The organism is Ectopseudomonas alcaliphila, assembly GCF_900101755.1.
Taxonomy (GTDB): Bacteria; Pseudomonadota; Gammaproteobacteria; order Pseudomonadales; family Pseudomonadaceae; genus Aquipseudomonas; species Aquipseudomonas alcaliphila.
Genome location: NZ_FNAE01000001.1, coordinates 527393 through 546971, shown reverse-complemented (window position 1 = coordinate 546971; position 19579 = coordinate 527393). Strand labels below are relative to the sequence as shown.

The window sequence follows — 19579 nt, the reverse complement described above, 5'->3', positions numbered from 1 at the left end:
AGAAGTAGATCGACCTCTGATATCCCGGCTGGACTCTCTCTCGGCAGCGTGCAGGGCTCGAATCTGCGACAATCCCGCCTTTGCCCTGATTGCCTCGATCCAGATGACTGACCTCGCCACGCTGCAGAACAACCTCGACCACGTCATGCTCGCCGAGCGCCATCGTTTGCGCCGGCAGTTGCATGAGCTGCAGAAGCACCCTGATGAGGCCAAGCTGGCGCAGTGGCTGGAGCGTTTTCAGGCGTCTAGCGACAAGGTGACGGCGCGGCGCAGTAGCATTCCGGCGATGCGCTATGACGATGCACTGCCGATTGCCGCCAAGCGCGACGAGATCAAGGCCGCGCTGGAGAAGAGCCAGGTGGTGGTGATCGCCGGTGAGACTGGTTCGGGCAAGACCACCCAGTTGCCGAAGATCTGTTTGGAGATCGGTCGGGGCGTGCATGGCCTGATCGGTCATACTCAGCCGCGTCGGCTGGCGGCGCGCAGTGTGGCGACACGGGTGGCCGAGGAGATCGGCACGCCGCTGGGCGAGCTGGTCGGTTATCAGGTGCGTTTCGAGGATCAGAGCAAGGACAGCACGCTGATCAAGCTGATGACCGACGGCATCCTGCTCGCCGAAACCCAGCACGACCGCTTTCTGGAAAAGTACGACACCATCATCGTCGACGAGGCGCACGAACGCAGTCTCAATATCGACTTCCTGCTCGGCTACCTGAAGACCCTGCTGCCGCGTCGCCCGGATCTGAAGCTGATCATCACCTCGGCGACCATCGATCTGGAGCGTTTCAGTAAGCACTTCAATGACGCGCCGATCATCGAGGTGTCCGGTCGCACCTACCCGGTGGAAACCTGGTATCGCCCGCTGGCGGCCGAGGTGGACGAGGAGGGCGAGCGCCTGCTCGATGATCTGTCCATCGACCAGGGCATTCTCGCCGCGCTGGACGAGATCGCCGAGCACGAGCGCAGCGTGGGCCAGCGCCCCGGCGATGTGCTGGTGTTCCTGCCTGGTGAGCGCGAGATTCGCGAGGCGGCCGAGGTGCTGCGCAAGGCCAACCTGCGCCATACCGAGGTGCTGCCGTTGTATGCGCGGCTGACCCCGGCCGAGCAGCAGAAGATTTTCGCGCCCATGCCGGGGCGCAAGATCGTGCTGGCCACCAACGTCGCCGAAACCTCGCTGACCGTGCCGGGCATCCGCTATGTGATCGACAGCGGCACCGCGCGCATCAGCCGCTACAGCTACCGCGCCAAGGTGCAGCGCCTGCCCATCGAGCCGGTGTCGCAGGCCAGCGCCAATCAGCGCAAGGGCCGTTGCGGACGGGTCGAGCCGGGCATCTGCATTCGCCTTTACAGCGAGGAGGATTTTCTCGGTCGGCCGACGTTCACCGACCCGGAGATTCTGCGTACCAACCTGGCAGCGGTGATTTTGCAGATGCTGCACCTGCGCCTGGGCAGCATCGAAGATTTCCCCTTCATCGAGCCGCCAGACGGCAAGGCGATCAGCGACGGCTTCAACCTGTTGCAGGAGCTGTCGGCGGTCAACCGCGAAAGCCAGCTCACGCCCCTTGGCCGCCAGTTGGCGCGTCTGCCCATCGACCCGCGCCTGGGGCGCATGGTGCTGGAAGGTGCCAAGCAGGGCAGTCTCGAAGAGATCCTTATCGTTGCCGCCGCGCTGTCGGTCCAGGATCCGCGCGAGCGACCGATGGATCGCCAGCAGGCCGCCGACCAGGCACACGCGCAGTGGAAGGACGTGGACTCGGACTTCGCCGCGCTGATCAACCTGTGGCGCGGTTTCGAGGAGAAGCGCCAGGAGCTGGGCAGCAACCCGCTGCGCACCTGGTGCAAGAAGAACTTCCTCAACTACATGCGCCTGCGCGAATGGCGCGATGCGCACCGGCAACTGGTGCTGATCGCGCGTGAGCTGCAGTTGAGCGGCAATGCTGCCCGTAGGAGCCCGCTTGCGGGCGATGATGGTCAGGCGGATCGCCGGCAAGCCGGCTCCTACGAGGCGGCGGTTGCTCCGACCAAGGACACCCGCGTCAATGCCATCGCCCGCCAGCAGGCCGAGGCCAGCGAAGCGGCGGTGCGGGCGAAGAACTACGCCGCCGTGCACAAGGCGATTCTCGCCGGCCTGCTCAGCCAGATCGGCCAGAAGACCGAGGAGGGTGACTACCTCGGTGCGCGCCAGCGGCGCTTCTGGATTCATCCATCGAGCGTGATCGGACGCAAGAAACCCAACTGGGTAATGGCCGCCGAGCTGGTGGAAACCACCAAGCTGTTCGCGCGCATGGTGGCGAAGATCGAGCCGGACTGGATCGAGCCGCTGGCCGGCCACCTGGTGAAGAAGAACTTTCTCGAACCGCACTGGGAGAAGAAGCGCGGTCAGGTGGTGGCCTTCGAGCAGGTCAGCCTGTTCGGCATGATCGTCGTCGGGCGTCGCCCGGTGCATTACGGCCCCATCGACCCGCCGGTTTCGCGCGAGATGTTCATTCGCGAGGGCCTGGTGCGTGGCGAGATCAACAGCCGCGTGCGCTGTCTGACCGCCAACCGCCAGTTGCTCGAACGCCTCGACGAGCTGGAGGCCAAGTCGCGCCGCCGCGACATCCTTGCCGACGAGGAAACCCTGTTCGGCTACTACGAGGCGCGCATCCCGCAGGACATCTACCAGGCCGCCAGTTTCGAGAGCTGGTACAAGAAGGGCAGCGCCGCCGACCCGCAGTTGTTGATCATGCGCGAGGAGGACGCCCTGGCCCGCGATGCCAAGGAAATCACCGCCGCGCAGTACCCGGACACCTTGCACATCGGCGAGCTGCAACTGCCGCTGAGCTATCACTTCGAGCCCAACCACCCGCGTGACGGCGTGACCCTGCGGGTGCCGGCGCCGCTGCTGCCGCAATTACAAGCAGAGCGTCTGCAATGGCTGGTGCCGGGGCTGCTGGAAGCCAAGTGCATCGCCCTAGTGCGTGGCCTGCCCAAGGCGCTGCGCAAGAACTTCGTGCCGGTGCCGGACTTCGTCGGCGCCGCGCTGGACAAGCTGGTGTTCGGCCAGGGTTCGTTGCCGCACGCCCTGGGCCAGGAGCTGCTGCGCATGACCGGCGCACGGGTCTCCGACGAGGCCTGGGCGGAAGCGGCTGAGAGCCTGGAAAACCACCTGAAGATGAACATCGAAGTGGTGGATGCCCGTGGCAAGTTCCTCGGCGAAGGCCGTGATCTGGCCGAGCTGACCGCACGATTCGCCGAGGCCAGCCAAGCCGCATTGGCTATTCCACAGCAGAGCGACAAGCCGAAAACGGTGGAGGCCAAGGCCTTCGCCGAAGTGGCCGAGAAGGCCCAGCAGAAGATCGCCGGCCTCTCCATGACAGTCTATCCGGCGTTGGTGGAGGAGGCTGGAGTGGTCAAGGAAGGGCGCTTCCCGACCCAGGCCGAGGCCGACTTCCAGCACCGCCGCGCCTTGCAACGTCTGTTGCTGCAGCAGCTTGCCGAGCAGGCGAAGTTCTTGCGTGGCAAGCTGCCGGGGCTGACTGAGCTGGGCCTGCTGTACCGCGACATTGGCCGTATCGAGGCGCTGGTCGAGGACATTCTGCTGGCCAGCCTGGATGCCTGCATCCTCGACGGCGAAGCGACGCTGCCGCGCGACGGTGCGGCCCTGGCGCAACTGGCCGAGCGCAAGCGCGGCGACTGGACGGCGCATGCCGAACGCATCGCCCGCCTGGTGCTGGATATTCTCAAGCTCAACCACGGCCTGCAGAAGCGCTTCAAGGGCAAGATCGACCTGGCCCAGGCCATGGCGCTCAACGACATCAAGCAGCAACTGGCCAATCTGGTCTATGCAGGCTTCGTGCGCGAAACGCCGGGCGAATGGCTCAAGGAAATCCCGCGCTACCTCAAGGCCATCGAGCAGCGCCTGGACAAGGTCGGTGCGCAGGTGCAGCGCGACCGCGTGTGGACGGGCGAAATCACAGGCTGCTGGGAACAGTACAAGGCGCGTGCTGCCAAACATGCCCAGGAAGGCAAGCGCGACCCGCAGCTCACGCTGTATCGCTGGATGCTGGAGGAGTACCGCGTATCGCTGTTTGCCCAGCAACTGGGGACGAAGATGGCTGTATCGGACAAGCGCCTGAGCAAGCAGTGGACGCTGGTTGAAGGTTGATGATCGGCGCTCGCTCCGGCGTTGGGGCGAGCCAACCACTGATGAATGCGGAAACCGAGAAAGATGAGCGCAAGTGAAGAAAACTCCGGGCTGGGGCGCCGTGGCTGCCTGGGCCTGTTTCTGGCCGGCCTGGCCTTTGTCGTACTGATTTTTGCCGGCCTCATCTACATCATGACCCGCCCCCAGGATGGCGCGATCGAGGCGGCCGAGCGCGCGGCCATCGAAGCCTGCTGGAAAAGCGCGCAGGCCACCGAGCGCAGCTTCACCGAGGAAAGTTGCCAGGAGATGGAGAAGCAGTTCCTGCGCAAGTTCGGCCATCAGCCATGAACCTGCTGCAACGCTTGAGCTTCAAGCACTTGGTGGTGGGTTTCTGCGTGTTGGCGCTTGGCCTGGTGGTGTTGATCTGGTGGCTTAGCGGCGCGGCCTATCTGCGGCCCTATGCCGAGCAGACGGTGATCTTCGGTCAGGGCGAGTTGAAGCTGCCGGCATCGATGGCAGGCCCCGGCCCCATTCGCGTGGTGCATTTCTGGGATCCGGATTGCCCCTGCAACGCGGAAACCGACGCGCACCTGCGCTATCTGATCGGCCTGCACCGCAATGCCGATGTCGAGTTCTACAGCGTGCAGAAGCCGGGCAGCACAGGCGAGCTCGCGCCATTTCTGCGCGGGCGGATGAAGCCCTTGCCCAGCATCGAGGGCATGGAGTCGCTGCCGGCCAGCCCGGCCCTGGCGATCTGGGACCGCGATGGCAACCTTGCCTACGCCGGGCCTTATAGCGAGGGGTTGGTGTGCAACTCCAGCAACAGCTTCGTCGAGCCGGTGCTCTATGCGCTGACCCAGGGGCGTCATGTTTCCCTGGCCAGCGGGTTGGCGGTGGGCTGTTATTGCGCCTGGAAGTAGTTGTGCAGCGCCTTGCTCAGCGTCCATTGCGGCGGTGGGGAGGGCTGGGTGGCATTCCGTTTTAGTGGCTAGGAGCGTCGCGGCTAAAGCCCCTCCCACAGATGCCGCGCCGGCCTCCATTGCGTAGCCCGGATGGAATCCGGGGCGCATATCGAGGCGTTTCGCATTGCATGTGGGTACGAGGGAAAGCAATCGCGGCTGAAGCCGCTCCTACGGGTAGGTGGAAGGCTGCCGGGCCGCCGCAGTCATTTCCCCAGAAGGCGTTGCCGGCCGCATTTGCGTAGCCCGGATGTAATCCGGGGCCGGTATGGGATCGCCCTGGTTTGCACGTGGGCGAAGCAGGCAGAGCTATCGCGGTTGAAGCGGAATGCCGCCCAGCCCGTCCTACAGGTGCATGGCGCCTGCAGACGTTCAACAGTCCCGTGGGAGCGGCTTCAGCCGCGATGCTTTTGGCCGCGCTCAATCGCCCCGGATTGCATCCGGGCTACAGCACCAACCGTCCTCGGCCTCTACTTGACCCCGCTCTGCGCTCAGCCTTTCGCAAGGCTGACGCTCCTCACCTGCGTATTCGAAAATCTCGAAATCTCCTCAATGTCAAGGCCGACCGTGCTGTCAGCTAGCGGCATCTTTCTTGTCATTGATTCCTGTCAATTTGCTGACAAACAGCTCTAAAACGGGGCTGTGATCATTTGTCGCACCCCTTCGATTCTTTGCCGGCTTCTTGCTGCAAAGTGTTTCAAATCTTTGCGTAAATGTTGCGAAATATGTCGCAGAGAGGCCGTCAGTGTGCTCATAAGTAGGCTGCTAATGAATTGTGCGAGGCCGTCATAGCCTTCAACATCGGCGCTCCCCACGGTTTTACCGCTTCGCTTGCACGGATGCTCAAGCTCTGAGTTCCCGCTGCCGGCCTTTTGCTCGATGGGCCGCACGGCGACTGAAGCCGACTGTGGGGCATCACTCAGTTGAAGGTCGTGACATGAAAGAAGAGAAATACCATCGTTGTGCGCGCTGGTTGGTGATGGCGATTGCCTTCTCGGCGCTCGGTGGATGTGACTGGGCACTGTTCAACTCGAAAGGGCAGATCGGTGTCGAGCAGGGCAATCTGATCCTGATCTCCATCGGACTCATGCTGATCGTGGTGGTACCCGTGATCATCATGACCTTCCTGTTTGGCTGGCGTTACCGCGAGTCGAACGAGAAGGCCACCTACATGCCCGACTGGGCACATTCGCACAAGATCGAATTGGTCGTCTGGGGCGTTCCCCTGATCATCGTCGCCGTTCTGGCGGTCATCATCTGGGAAACCTCGCATTCGCTCGACCCCTATCGCCCGATCGAATCGGACAAGCCGGCGCTGAACATCGAAGTCGTCTCGCTCGACTGGAAATGGCTGTTCATCTACCCGGACCAGGGCGTGGCCGTGGTCAATGAGCTGGTGATTCCGGAGAAGACCCCGGTGACCTTCCACATCACCTCCGACACGGTGATGAACGCGCTGTCGATCCCGCAGCTCGGCGGGATGATCTACGCCATGGGCGGACAGCGTACCCAGCTCAACCTGATCGCCAACGAACAGGGCGAGTTCTTCGGCCAGTCCGGCAACTTCAGCGGCGAAGGCTTCTCGGCCATGCGCTTCACCACCCACTCGGTCAGCGACGAAGGCTTCGCGCAGTGGCTCGACAAGGTCAAGCAGTCGCCCGAGGTCATGGACTTCGCCGCCTTCAAGCAGGTGGGCGAGCCGGGCGAGATGGTCAACCACCGCTATCCGATCTACCCGATCCGTTACTTCGGCCAGGTTGAACCCAACCTGTTCAACAAGGTGATCGGCCAGTACGTGACCCTGAAAGATTCCCACAGCACGGCCATGCACGATGCAGCGGAGGTGCAGGAGTGAACATGTTTGGAAAACTGACGCTGGACGCGATTCCGTACCACGAGCCCATCATCATGATCACCCTCGCCATGGTGGCGCTGGGTGGTCTGGGGCTGTTCGCGGCGGTGACCTACTTCAGGAAGTGGGGCTACCTGTGGAGCGAGTGGCTCACCTCGGTGGACCACAAGAAAATCGGCGTGATGTACATCCTCGTCGCGCTGGTCATGCTGGTGCGTGGCTTCGCCGACGCGATCATGATGCGTACCCACCTGGCGATGGCCCACGGTGACGGGCAGGGCTACCTGCCGCCCGAGCACTACGACCAGATCTTCACCGCGCACGGCATCATCATGCTGATCTTCGTGGCGATGCCACTGGTCACCGGCCTGATGAACATCGTCGTGCCGCTGCAGATCGGCGCGCGTGACGTGGCCTTCCCCTACCTGAACTCGCTGAGCTTCTGGCTGTTCGTCGGCGGCGCGCTGCTGATCAACCTGTCGCTGGGCCTGGGCGAGTTCGCCAAGACCGGCTGGGTGGCTTATCCGCCGTTATCGGGGATCAAGTTCAGTCCGGGTGTAGGCATGGACTACTACATCTGGAGCATGCAGCTATCAGGCTTGGGCACGACCCTGACGGGGGTCAACTTCATCGCCACCATCCTCAAGATGCGTGCACCGGGCATGAGCCTGATGAAGATGCCGATCTTCACCTGGACCATCCTGGTGACCTGCGTGCTGATCTGCGGCGCCTTCCCTCCGCTGACCGCGACCCTGGCGATGCTGTCGCTGGACCGCTACCTGGATTTCCACTTCTTCACCAATGAGCTGGGCGGCAACCCGATGATGTACGCCAACCTGTTCTGGATCTGGGGTCACCCGGAGGTGTACATCCTCATCCTGCCGGCGTTCGGCGTGTTCTCCGAAGTGGTGGCGACCTTCTCGCGCAAGACCCTGTTCGGCTATGCCTCGATGGTCTGGGCGACCGCGGCCATCGGTATCCTGTCGTTCGTGGTGTGGCTGCACCACTTCTTCACCATGGGCTCGGGGGCCAGCGTCAACGCCTTCTTCGGCATCATGACCTCGATCATCGCCATCCCCACCGGGGTGAAGATCTTCACCTGGCTGTTCACCATCTTCCGTGGCCGTCTGCAATTGAACGCCATGACCTGGATGACCCTGGGCTTTCTGGTGACCTTCTCCATCGGCGGCATGACCGGCGTACTGATGGCGGTGCCGGCGGCGGACTTCGTGCTGCACAACAGCCTGTTCCTGATCGCCCACTTCCACAACGTGATCATCGGTGGTGCGGTGTTCGGCTACCTGGCCGGCATCATCTACTGGTTCCCGAAAGCCTTTGGCTTCAAGTTGCTCGACCGTTTCGGCCGCTACTCCTTCTGGTGCTGGCTGATCGGCTTCTACTTCGCCTTCATGCCGCTGTACGTGCTGGGCTTCATGGGCATGACCCGTCGCCTCAACCACTTCGACAACCCGGCCTGGGTGCCGTGGGTGCAGGTGGCCGTGGTCGGCGCCGTGCTGATCGGTATCGGCATCGTCTTCACCGTGGTGCAGTTCGTCACCAGCTACATCAAGCGCAAGGAAAACGTCGACGTGAGCGGCGACCCCTGGGACGGCCGCACCCTGGAGTGGGCGACGTCCTCGCCGCCACCGTTCTACAACTTCGCGGTCATCCCGACGGCGGACAAGATCGACGCCTTCTATGAGGCGAAGAAGAACGGTGTCGAGCTGATGCCTGCACCTGAGCACTACGAGCCGATTCACATGCCGAAGAACACCGGCAATGGCCTGATCGTATCGGCGTTCGTCATCGCCTTCGGCTTCGCCATGATCTGGCACATCTGGTGGCTCGCCATCGTTGGCCTGGTCGGCGCCGTGGTCAGCTTCATCGTGCGCTCCTACGACGATGACATCGACTACTACGTGCAGCCCGAAGAGATCGCGCGGATCGAGCAGGCGCACAAGCAAACCAAAGCCAACGCAGTCGTACAGGCCTAACCATGACCGCTTACGAACCTCATTACTCACATGACGCTCATGGCCACGATGGTCATGAGCACCACCACGACAGCAGTGGCATCAAGCTGTTCGGCTTCTGGGTTTACCTGATGACCGACCTGCTGATCTTCGCCACGGTGTTCGCCACCTTCGCGGTGCTGAGCAATTCTTTCGCCGGTGGCCCCACCGCCAAGGAAATGCTCAGGCCGGGCCTGCACCTGGTGCTGGTGGAAACCTTCGCGCTGCTGTTCTCCAGCATCACCTACGGTATGGCCATGCTTGCCACTTATCGTGGTGACAAGGGCGCGGTGCTGCGCTGGCTGGGCGTCACCTTCCTGTTCGGTGCGGCCTTCATCAGCATCGAGCTGTACGAGTTCCGCCACCTGATCCATGAAGGTGCCGGGCCGCAGGTCAGCGCCTACTGGTCGGCGTTCTTCACCCTGGTCGGCACCCACGGCCTGCACGTCAGTGCCGGTCTGCTGTGGATGCTGGTGCTGATGTTCCAGGTTGGCAGCCGTGGCCTGACCGACACCAACAAGACGCGCGTGGGGCTGCTCAGCCTGTTCTGGCACTTCCTCGACGTGGTGTGGATCTGCGTGTTTACCGTCGTCTACCTGATGGGGGTGCTGTAAATGGCTCACCAAGACAATCACGCCGCCCACGCCGTGGGCTTCAAGGATTACCTGACCGGTTTCATCCTGTCGGTGATCCTCACCGTGATCCCTTTCATGCTGGTCATGCATCCTGAAGTACTGGGCCTGAGCCGTGGCGCGACCCTGATCACCGTGGTGCTGTTCGGTCTGGTGCAGGTGCTCGTCCACCTCGTGTACTTCCTGCACATGAAGACCGACGCGGAAGGCCGCTGGAACGTCGTTTCGATGATCTTCACCGTGCTGATCATCGCGTTCGTGGTCGGCCTGTCGGTCTGGATCATGTGGAGCATGCACTATCACATGATGATCAACTGATGCTGGCGCTCCTGAAGCAGTACCTCAACCTCGCCAAGCCGGGCATCGTCTTCGGCAATCTGATTTCCGTGACGGGCGGTTTCTTCCTGGCTTCGCGCGGCGATGCGAACCTGGCGCTGTACCTTGCGACAGCGCTGGGGGTTTCGCTGGTGATCGCCTCAGGCTGCGTGTTCAACAACTACATCGATCGCGACATTGACCAGAAAATGGAGCGCACCCGTAACCGGGTGCTGGCGCAGGGGCTGGTATCGCCTGCGCACGCCATCGTCTATGCCTGCGTGCTCGGGGTAGCGGGGGTGGCCTTGCTGTACGCCGCCACCAACACCCTGGCGGTGATGCTGGTGCTGATGGGCTTCGTGGTCTACGTCGGCCTCTACAGCCTGTGGCTCAAGCGTGGCTCGGTGTATGGCACCCTGGTCGGTAGCCTGTCCGGGGCGGCTCCGCCCGTGGTCGGCTACTGCGCGGTGAGCAACGAGTTCGATGCCGGCGCGGCCATCCTGTTGTTGATCTTCAGCCTGTGGCAGATGCCGCATTCCTATGCCATCGCCATCTTCCGTTTCAATGACTACCAGGCCGCGAACATCCCGGTGCTGCCCGTCATCAAGGGCATCTCGGCGGCCAAGCGGCAGATCGTGCTGTACATCGCCGCCTTCGTGGTCGCGACCCTGATGCTGACGCTCAGCGGTTACGCCGGCTACAGCTACTTCGTGGTCGCCGCGCTGAGCGGTGCCTACTGGCTGTGGATGGGCGTGTCGGGCTACAAGGCCGTCGATGATCGAGTGTGGGCGCGCAAGCTGTTCACCTTCTCGATCGTCACCATCACCATGCTCAGCGTGATGATGTCAGTGGATTTCATCTCCTCGCCCGAGCAGGTATTGGTGACCTCCATCAATCACCTGTGCAGTCAGTTCGCCGGCAGCGAGCAGGGCTTCTGCGCGGTGGTCGCCGGTATCTGATCTTGGCTCTGTGGGAGGCGCTTGAGCCGCGATTGTCGCCGCTGAAGCGCCTCCCACGGGCATTCAGGTCCATGGGATGTACTGGCTTGTCGCCACCGCACCGTGCGTCCGTTTGTGTCCTGCTTCATGGCAAAGCAGGCCACATTGATTCAAGCTTCGCGGCTGATTCGCATATACATAGGGAACATGTAATGGAAATGAAGATTCTGGCCAGCGGCATCGGCGCGGCCATCCCCAAGACCAGCATTGGTTTCAATCTGTTCAGTGGCGTCTACATACAACTCAGACGTTCAAGTGCCGAGAAGCCGCAGGTCTTCGGTATCGCTACCGGGCCGGAAGTCGGTGGTAACAGCGGCACGCTGATCGCCGGCCATATCGAAACTGCCTGGATGAAGATCGACGCAAGCAAGCATGCCTGGTTGTGCAGCCGTTCATCGCTGGTTGGTAAGCTGGGGGAAATCGAGCTCAAGGGTACGTTGCTGTTCAGTGGCAGTGTGGATGTCGCGTTCACCATTTATGACGCCAATAACGAGGCCAATTTTTCCCTCAGCCGGGTGCAGGTCGAGTCGACCGGCGGACAGTTGGCCGATACCAAGGTGCGCGGTGTGATCAAGGACATGATGGGGCAGACTCAGAGCGGGAGCCTGCTCTGTGGCTAACCGTGATCAAGGTCGTTTCCCGCGCTTGAAGACCCTGTGCAATCTGCTTCTGCTGCTGTTGCAACTGATCACCTTGGCTGCGTATTGGGGCATGGTCAGCGCCAGGCCCAGCTATATGGCGATCAGTCAGGAGCTCTACCCGAACAGCGCGCGACTGATGAACAGCTGGCTGGCCGATACGCTGGTTTCCATGCCGGCAATGCTGGTGGTAGGTGCCATCTTTGTGCTGAGTGTCGCCAAGGAGTTTGTCGGGCTTGGTAAGGGGCGACGAATCCAACTCAATGCGCTGACGTTGGGCGTGCTGCTGGTCGTGCTGTATATGGCCGCCTCGCCGCTCTACATGGCCGCTGCCTAAGCGGTTTTGTGGGAGGGGCTTTCGGCTCTGGCATCCTGCTTCGCTCTACCTCCTGCATCCATGCAGTCGCAGCCGCGATTGTCGCCGCTGAAGCGCCTCCCACGGTGTTTTCGCCGTAGGGTGGATGTCGCTTTTCACATCCACCAGCCGGTGGATCGATGAAGCGTGATCCACCCTACGGCAGCACCTTCAATTTCGGCCAGGTGGCCTGCCAGTTCTTGTTACGCAACCGTTCCCGGTAGATCGGCTGTTTCTCGTCTTTGAACCTTCCGGCCGGGCGCACGATCAGCTCGAACAGATCCTCCAGACCGAATGGTGCGGCAATTTCCACGACATCCCGCTCACTGAGCCGCACGGCCACCGCTGTTGCGGTTTCCGGCCAATGTGTCATTGCTTCGGTAGCCGAGCGATAGGGCGAGTCACCATTGCGCAGGTGCATGCGCGCCTGGTTCTTCACCGACCACTGCAGTTGGGCGTTGCAGCCGCGAAGTATGGTATCGAGCTCGGCATCGCGCTCGGGTGAAGCCTGGGTCGGGTCGAACCAGATCACGTCGATATCTGGCGGCAAGGGCGAGGGGCTGCGCCGGTGCAGGTGGTCCCACACCAGACTGCGCACGAAACCGGCGGCCACCCAGCAGTCCGGCAGATCAAGGTCGCGCATCCAGCGCAAGATGCGCAGGCGCTCGGGGTCGCTGGCGACGAGGGTCTGGATACAGGCGGCTGGGGTCATGCGCACATCCTATCAGCCGCTCTGCGCAGATGCCTGCTGCCACGGGCGGGCGCCAGGCTGGCACAACGACTCGACCATCCTGACCAGGGTATCGATCACCTCGTCTTGGCTGAGCATTGAGCCCTGATCACCGAGATAACGGGCAATGGTGTACTGCACCGCATTGATCAGCACGAACAGCAGCGCCGGCAGGTTGTCGATGCGGTATTCGTCGAGGTGACGCATCAGGTACTGCCGGCACAGCTCGGTCATCTGCCGCTCCAGGGTCTGAAACACCGGCGCCGCGTTCAGGCTGTGCCAGTGACGCAGCAATTCGCGTTGCGCCTTGTCCTGTTCGACCTGTTCGAAGATGCCGAGCAGCACGGCGCGCGTGACGGTGGCGATGTCCTGGTCGAGCAGGGGGCTCAGACGCTGCTGCACCCTGTTGATCAGCAGCTCGGCTTTCTGCATCAGCAGGGCGTCGACGAGCATCTCCTTGTTGGCGAAGTACTGATAAAGCGAGCCGATGCTGACGCCGGCGCGCTGCGCGACATGGTTGGTGGTGAGTCTGTCCAGGCCACGGTCGGCGATTTCCAGGGCCGTGGCTTCGAGCAGCAGGACGATCATCTGGTTGGCGCGCTGCTGTTTCGGCTGCTTCCTCATAGGCTTCCCGTTCGCGAGTTGTTTGCGAGCAATTAGTCGCAATAGCGTAGGGCGACTTCTCGAGCAGACAGCCAACCAAGGTATGAAAATGTCCCCAGAACCTGATGTTCTGCCCGGCCGCCATGGCGCCGACCTGCTTCGCGCACGCCAGGTGGCGGCGCCTGTGCGGCGCTTCATCGCAGGCGAGTGTGAACCTGGCCCTGCGCAGTGGCAGGCCATTGGCGAGTCGCTCATGCAGGGCGATGCGCCGATGGATGCACTGCTGGACTGGATGAGCGAAGCCGGTCTGGCGCAGACCATGCCGCTGTACAACCAGGTGCTGGAGCGGGGCATCGATGCCATCCGCGACGCCCCGGAGCCGTTGCGGCGCTTCTTCGCCCAGGTCGAGGCCACGCCGGATTGGCTCGATGCCGAACTGCTCGTCGAAGGCTCGCGGGTCTGCTGCCTGTCGGGGCTGACCGGCATGCGCGTGTTGCGAGACCTGGGTTTGCTGGCGGGGTATCAGGCCTCGGCGATCAACCGCACGCTGGTGCTCACCGGCGCACTGGAGAAGGGAGCGCAGCGGCGCATCGCCGAAACCAGCAAATGGTGGATCGACTGCACCCGGCCCGGCGGCATGGCCCGTGGCGCTGCCGGTTACCGCGGCACGCTGCACGTGCGCCTGGTGCATGCGCTGGTGCGCCGGCGCGTGTCGCGCATGGCCGAATGGGACGCGAGCTACTTCGGCCTGCCGGTCAACCAGGGTGACATGCACGCCACCTACCTGGCGTTCTCGGTGATCTTCCTGATCGGCCAGCGTCTGCTGGGCGTGCCGTTATCGAAGGATGAACGCAGTGCGGTGCTGCACCTGTGGCGCTACATCGCCTGGCTGATGGGCGTCGACGAGCGCTGGCTGCACGCCGAGGAGAACGCCGCCACCCGCGCGCTGTATCACAACCTGCTGTCCCAGGCGCCTGCCGATGCCAGCAGCCGTCAGCTTGGCGCGGCACTGATCGACGAGCCGCTGCAACGTCATTACCCGAACCTGGCGCTGCTGCGTGGGCGACTCAACCGGGCGATTCACCTGAGCATCGCACGCACCTTCATCGACGCCGAAGGGCGCCGCGCGCTGGGGCTGCCGGACGGCATCCTGCCCTGGTATCCGCTACTGACGGCGCCGCCGCGCTACCTGCTGCAGCGTCTGCTGCGGTGCCTGCCGGGTGGGCGGCAGTGGTTGATCGAGCGTGGCGCTCGGCAACAGCAGGCCTACCTGATGACACTGTTCGGGGATAGCCATCCACGCCTGGTCTCACTCATGCAGGTCAGCGGCACAGATTCGTCCACGGCTCGGCCGCGGGTCTGAGCGGGTACGGGTTTCGTCAGCCAGGGATTTGAACAGCGCAGGCGGGGAGAGGAGCTCGGGCATGCTTCAGGCTCGCCTATGCGAACTGGCAAATGGGGGTAAACCGGTGTGTGCAGAGCAATCCCGGTGGTGGCCAGGGGCGGCTTTGCTCTACAGTCCCTGAGCCGGTCGCCGGGACGGATTTTCCCGGCAGATATTTTCGAGGGAGGCGCTTGATGCGTTTACCGCGCATGCGCAACGTGATGGCCTGGACGCTGGTGCTGATACTTTTGATCGTGGTGGCCCTGCTAGGGATCCGCATTGCGGGGCTGTCGTCGTTGCCCGAGCTGGAGCCCTGGCATCGCCTGGTTCCACAGGAGCTTGAGGTCGACGAGTTGGACGCTGCCGACTGGCAGGCCTATCTGGCCGCCGAGGCGGCCCTTTTCGAGCACCTGCAGCGCGAGCTGATCGAGCCGGTCACGGCCTCCGGCAAGGCGCCTTGCAGTCGTTACGCCAGCGACAGCCCGGTTTACCCCGGCAATCTGCCGCGCGACTGGAACCGCTCCTTCATTCTGCAACCATCAGGGCCAGCGCGTGGCGTGGTGGTGTTGCTGCATGGCCTGACCGATTCGCCCTACAGCCTGCGCCATATCGCGCAGCACCTGAGCGAGCAGGGTTTGCTTGCCGTGGTGCCGCGCATGCCCGGTCACGGCACAGTGCCCGCCGCGCTCACCGCGGCGCATTGGGAACAATGGCTGGCCGCCACGCGCCTGGCCGTGCGCGAAGCGCGACGGCAGGTGCCGGACGGGCCGCTGTACCTGGTCGGTTACTCCAATGGAGGCGCACTGGCACTGCGCTACAGCCTGGCTGCGCTGGAGGACGAGCGTCTGGCCATGCCGCAGCGCCTGGTACTGATCTCACCGATGATCGGCGTCACCAGCTACGCCCGTTACGCGGGGCTGGCGGCCTTGCCGGCGTTGCTGCCCGCTTTCGCCAAGTCGGCCTGGATGAACGTGCTGCCGGAATTCAATCCGTTCAAGTACAACTCTTTTCCGGTGCATGCAGCGCGGCAGACCTATGAGCTGACCAGCGAGGTACAAGGCGCCTTCGATGCTGCCGAGGCCGATGGCCGTCTGTCGCGATTGCCACCGGTACTGGCCCTGCAGTCGCTGGCCGACAGTACGGTGAGTACACCGGCTGTGGTGCGCCAGCTGTTCGAGCGCCTGCCGGCCAATGGCAGCGAGCTGGTGATCTTCGACATCAACCGCTCGCAGGCCGCCAGCACCTTGCTGCGGGCCGACATGAGCGGCTTGCTGGAAACATTGCTACCACCGGCCGAGCGTGACTACGACCTGACCGTGGTCGGCGTCGCACCCGAGCAGGGCCGTGCGGTGGAGGCCCGGCGTATCGCCGCTGGCAGCCAGCAAGCGCAGCGCCAGCCGTTGGGCGTGGATTACCCGAGTCAGTTGTTCTCGCTGTCACACGTGGCCTTACCGTTCCCGCCCAGCGATCCGCTGTATGGCAGTGAGCCGATAGCGGGTGAATCCTACGGCGTTGCCCTCGGCACCCTGGCGCCGCGCGGCGAACAGGGCGTGCTGGTGGTGGGGTTGGACAGCCTGCAACGGGCCACCTCCAACCCCTTCTACGATTACCTGCTGCAGCGTATCGACGAGGATCTGCGCTGATCGTTACAGGCGGAAGCGACCCACCAGCCCGTCCAGTTGCGTGGACAGCGCCTGCAAATCGCTGCTGGCCTGATTGAGTTGATCGGCGATATGGGTGGTGCCCACGGTCAGCTCGTTGATGTCGACGATGTTGCGGTTGATGTCTTCCACCACGCTGGACTGCTCCTCGGTGGCGGTGGCGACCTGGATGTTCTGATCGCTGATCTGGCCGATATGGCTGTTGATCTGCTCCAGCGCCACCGAGGCCTTGCTCGCATACTCCACCACCAGCGCACTCTGCCGTTGCCCCTTGGCCATGGCTTCGACGGCCGAGCGTGATTCGTTCTGCAGGCGGTCGATGACCTGCTGGATTTCCTCGGTGGAGGCACCGGAACGGCTGGCCAGGGTGCGCACCTCATCGGCTACCACGGCGAAGCCGCGACCCTGTTCGCCGGCCCGTGCGGCCTCGATGGCAGCGTTGAGGGCGAGCAGGTTGGTCTGCTCGGAAATGCTGCGGATGGTATTGAGCGTGGTGCTGATGGCTTCGGTCTGCGCCGCCAGTGCGCCGATCACCTTGGCCGCCTGTTCCAGCTCGCCATTGAGGGCATCGATCTGTTGCTGAGCCTGGCCGACCACGGCGCTGCCGTCGCTGGCATGCTGGGTCGCTTCGCGGGCGACATTGGCAGCATTTTCGGCATTGCGCGCAATTTCGTTGACGGTGGAGCCCAGTTCGTTGATCGCGGTAGCCACCTGCACCGTGCGGTCGCTCTGCGCGGTGCAGTTGCTCTGCGTCAGGCGCGCGCGTTCGGCCACGTCGCGCGCCATGCCCGAGAGCTGACGCGAGTTGTCGGCGAGTTGGCGCATGGCACCGTGCACCTTGTCGATGAACTGGTTGAAGCTGCGCGCGATCTCGCTCAGCTCGTCCTGGCCGGGCAGTTCGATGCGGGTATCCAGGGCCAGGTTGTCGGCAGCCTGACCCAGGCTGCTCTGCAACACCGCCACACGGCGACGTAGCTGCACCACGATCAGCCAGGAAATGATGATCGACACCAGCAGGCCGGTGACGATGATGGCGATCTGGCGAGTCAGGCCATCGTCATAGCTTTGTGCGCTGTGCCGGTTCTGCTGCTCGGCCTGTTCGAGCAGGGCGTCGAGCAGATCGTTGGCGCCCTGGCGCATCACCCCGTAGGTCTTGGCGTACTGATCGCGATAGATCTGCTGCGCCTTGGCCATGTCGCCGGCATCGAAGGCGGCGAGCATCGGGTTCAGTTCGTTGCTGACCATGGCTTCGAACTGATCGAGCAGTTGCTGGGCCTGCGCCTTGCGCTGCGGATTGACCTGGGCGGCCACGGCCTGACGCATCGCCTCGCGCATGCCGGGCACGTCCTCGTTGCGGGCGTCCTGCACCCGCGACTTGACGCCACGCTCGTCGCGCAGCGGGGTTTCCTGCAGCAGCATCATGTCCAGCCCGACGCGCATGCGCGGGATGCGCGAGGCCACCTCGGCCATGGCGCGCATCGGCGCAGCCGTATTGAGATAGAGCACCTCCGTGTCACGATGCATGCTCGACATGCTGCTCAGGCTGGTCAGCGCCACCAGCAGCAGGGCGATGCAGGGAATTGCCACCGCGATGATCAGGCGGGTTTTCAAAGAAAGGGCGTCGAGACGCATTGGGCAGGCTCCAGTTCAAGGGCAGTTACGGCACATCGGCCAGCGTGCCGTACCGATGTTGCCCTCGTTATATCGGCAGCCCTCGCCCGACGCATGAGGGCAGGTTTGACTTATTTGGTGCTGCGATCAGCGCCCTTGGGGCTAGTGGCTGATCAGGCGATCGAGCGCATCGGGCTTGTCGTAGACCGCGAAGCGATCGACCAGTGTCGCACTGGCCTGGTTCAGCCCGACCAGATCGATCCGGGTGCCGGCGGCGCGGAACTTCAGCACCACCTTGTCCAGCGCACCAACCGCCGTGATATCCCAGAAGTGGGCTTCGGACAGGTCGATCACCACGTTATCCAGTTGCTCACGGGTATCGAATGCATCGGCAAAACGGTCGGCACTGGCGAAGAACACCTGGCCCAGGACGAAATAGCGACGGGTTTCACCCTCGCGTTCGGAGTCGATCAGTAGTAGATGGCCGATCTTGTTGGCGAAGAACATCGCAGCCAGCAGCACACCGGCCAGCACGCCGTAGGCCAGGTTGTGCGTCCACACCACCACGACTACCGTGACGATCATCACCAGATTGGTCGACAGCGGATACTTCTTCAGATCGCGTAGCGAAGCCCAATTGAAGGTGCCGATCGACACCATGATCATCACTGCCACCAGCGCGGCCATGGGAATCTCCCGCACCCAATCGTTGAGAAACACCACTAGCACCAGCAGCACGCTACCGGCCACCAGGGCCGACAGGCGGCCACGGCCACCGGATTTCACGTTGATCACCGACTGGCCGATCATCGCGCAGCCGGCCATGCCGCCGAGCAGGCCGGAGGCGATGTTGGCCACGCCCTGGCCCTTGCACTCACGGTTCTTGTCGCTGCGGGTCTCGGTCATCTCGTCGACGATGGTGGCGGTCATCAGCGACTCCAGCAAACCGACCACGGCCAGGGCGGCCGAGTAAGGCAGGATGATCCACAGGGTTTCCAGGTTCAGCGGCACCTGCGGCCAGAGGAAGATCGGCAGGGTATCGGGCAGCTCGCCCATATCGCCGACGGTGCGTATGTCCAGACCTAGATACATGGACACGGCGGTCATCGACAGGATGCACACCAGCGGTGACGGCAGCAGCTTGCCGACCACCGGCACATGGGGCAGCAGGTAGATGATCGCCAGGCCCGTAGCTGTCATGGCATAGACATGCCAGGTCACGCCGGTCAGCTCCGGCAGTTGGGCCATGAAAATCAGGATCGCCAGGGCGTTGACGAAACCAGTGACCACTGCACGCGAGACGAAGCGCATCAGTGCTCCCAACTTCAGGTAGCCGGCGATGATCTGTAGCACCCCGCACAGCAGAGTGGCCGCCAGCAGATACTGCAGGCCATGCTCCTTGACCAGCGTCACCATCAGCAGCGCCATGGCGCCAGTGGCGGCGGAGATCATCCCGGGGCGACCGCCGACAAAGGCAATCACCACCGCGATGCAGAACGAAGCGTAAAGGCCGACCTTGGGGTCGACCCCGGCGATGATGGAGAAGGCGATGGCTTCCGGGATCAGTGCCAGAGCCACGACCAGACCGGCGAGCACATCGCCACGTACGTTGAACAACCAGGTTTGTTTCAGTGAGTCGAGCATCGGTAAGTCCTGAACAATGCAGCGCGCGGTCGAGCGGTGGGTATGTGGCTCGAGGGCGA

Annotated in this window: 16 protein-coding genes; 12 read left to right on the top strand and 4 right to left on the bottom strand. The window is 63.1% G+C overall.

Features of this window, described 5'->3' with window-relative positions; all coding sequences use genetic code 11:
• Positions 1–103: 103 nt before the first annotated feature.
• From hrpA to BLR77_RS02565, 10 genes are all read left to right on the top strand, one after another.
• Positions 104–4147 carry an ATP-dependent RNA helicase HrpA gene (gene hrpA / locus BLR77_RS02610; RefSeq protein ID WP_074675330.1) on the top strand — a complete coding sequence of 1348 codons (4044 nt, stop codon included), beginning with the start codon at positions 104–106 and terminating at the stop codon, positions 4145–4147.
• Between the two features lie 63 nt (positions 4148–4210).
• The gene (locus BLR77_RS02605; protein WP_074675329.1) at positions 4211–4474 is read left to right on the top strand and encodes a hypothetical protein; all 264 of its coding nucleotides are present in this window, start codon (positions 4211–4213) and stop codon (positions 4472–4474) included.
• Complete coding sequence (locus tag BLR77_RS02600; protein WP_074675328.1) at positions 4471–5046, top strand: DUF6436 domain-containing protein; 576 nt, start codon at positions 4471–4473, stop codon at positions 5044–5046. Before BLR77_RS02605 ends, BLR77_RS02600 begins: the two co-directional genes overlap by 4 nt.
• A gap of 976 nt (positions 5047–6022) precedes the next feature.
• Entirely contained in the window at positions 6023–6940 is a 918-nt protein-coding gene (gene cyoA / locus BLR77_RS02595) for a ubiquinol oxidase subunit II (RefSeq protein WP_074675327.1), read from the top strand.
• Positions 6941–6942: 2 nt separating this feature from the next.
• A complete protein-coding gene (gene cyoB / locus BLR77_RS02590) occupies positions 6943–8931 on the top strand; it encodes a cytochrome o ubiquinol oxidase subunit I (RefSeq protein ID WP_074675326.1) in 1989 nt (662 codons plus the stop codon).
• Positions 8932–8933: 2 nt separating this feature from the next.
• Positions 8934–9563, top strand: coding sequence for a cytochrome o ubiquinol oxidase subunit III (gene cyoC, locus BLR77_RS02585; protein ID WP_074675325.1), 630 nt, complete (start codon positions 8934–8936; stop codon positions 9561–9563).
• Positions 9564–9899: a cytochrome o ubiquinol oxidase subunit IV gene (gene cyoD / locus BLR77_RS02580; protein WP_074675324.1), complete on the top strand. Its 336-nt coding sequence runs from the start codon at positions 9564–9566 to the stop codon at positions 9897–9899.
• On the top strand, positions 9899–10855 hold the full coding sequence (gene cyoE, locus BLR77_RS02575) for a heme o synthase (protein ID WP_074675323.1): 957 nt from the start codon (positions 9899–9901) through the stop codon (positions 10853–10855). Before cyoD ends, cyoE begins: the two co-directional genes overlap by 1 nt.
• Positions 10856–11046: 191 nt before the next feature.
• Positions 11047–11514 (top strand): hypothetical protein, encoded by a 468-nt coding sequence (locus BLR77_RS02570; protein WP_074675322.1) that lies wholly within the window; start codon positions 11047–11049, stop codon positions 11512–11514.
• Entirely contained in the window at positions 11507–11869 is a 363-nt protein-coding gene (locus BLR77_RS02565; protein WP_074675321.1) for a hypothetical protein, read from the top strand. The genes BLR77_RS02570 and BLR77_RS02565 overlap by 8 nt, the downstream gene beginning before the upstream one ends.
• Positions 11870–12044: 175 nt before the next feature.
• Here the strand turns inward: BLR77_RS02565 and BLR77_RS02560 are convergent, their stop codons facing one another.
• The gene (locus BLR77_RS02560) at positions 12045–12599 is read right to left on the bottom strand and encodes a nucleotidyltransferase family protein (RefSeq protein WP_074675320.1); all 555 of its coding nucleotides are present in this window, start codon (positions 12597–12599) and stop codon (positions 12045–12047) included.
• A gap of 12 nt (positions 12600–12611) precedes the next feature.
• Entirely contained in the window at positions 12612–13241 is a 630-nt protein-coding gene (locus tag BLR77_RS25520; RefSeq protein WP_074675319.1) for a TetR/AcrR family transcriptional regulator, read from the bottom strand.
• Positions 13242–13329: 88 nt separating this feature from the next.
• Here BLR77_RS25520 and BLR77_RS02550 point away from each other — a divergent pair, with 88 nt between their 5' ends.
• Positions 13330–14583: an oxygenase MpaB family protein gene (locus tag BLR77_RS02550; RefSeq protein WP_074675318.1), complete on the top strand. Its 1254-nt coding sequence runs from the start codon at positions 13330–13332 to the stop codon at positions 14581–14583.
• A gap of 215 nt (positions 14584–14798) precedes the next feature.
• A complete protein-coding gene (locus BLR77_RS02545; RefSeq protein WP_074675317.1) occupies positions 14799–16247 on the top strand; it encodes an alpha/beta hydrolase in 1449 nt (482 codons plus the stop codon).
• A gap of 3 nt (positions 16248–16250) precedes the next feature.
• Here the strand turns inward: BLR77_RS02545 and BLR77_RS02540 are convergent, their stop codons facing one another.
• Entirely contained in the window at positions 16251–17897 is a 1647-nt protein-coding gene (locus BLR77_RS02540) for a methyl-accepting chemotaxis protein (RefSeq protein WP_074675316.1), read from the bottom strand.
• Positions 17898–18038: 141 nt separating this feature from the next.
• Positions 18039–19520 carry a SulP family inorganic anion transporter gene (locus BLR77_RS02535; protein WP_074675315.1) on the bottom strand — a complete coding sequence of 494 codons (1482 nt, stop codon included), beginning with the start codon at positions 19518–19520 and terminating at the stop codon, positions 18039–18041.
• Positions 19521–19579: the final 59 nt, after the last annotated feature.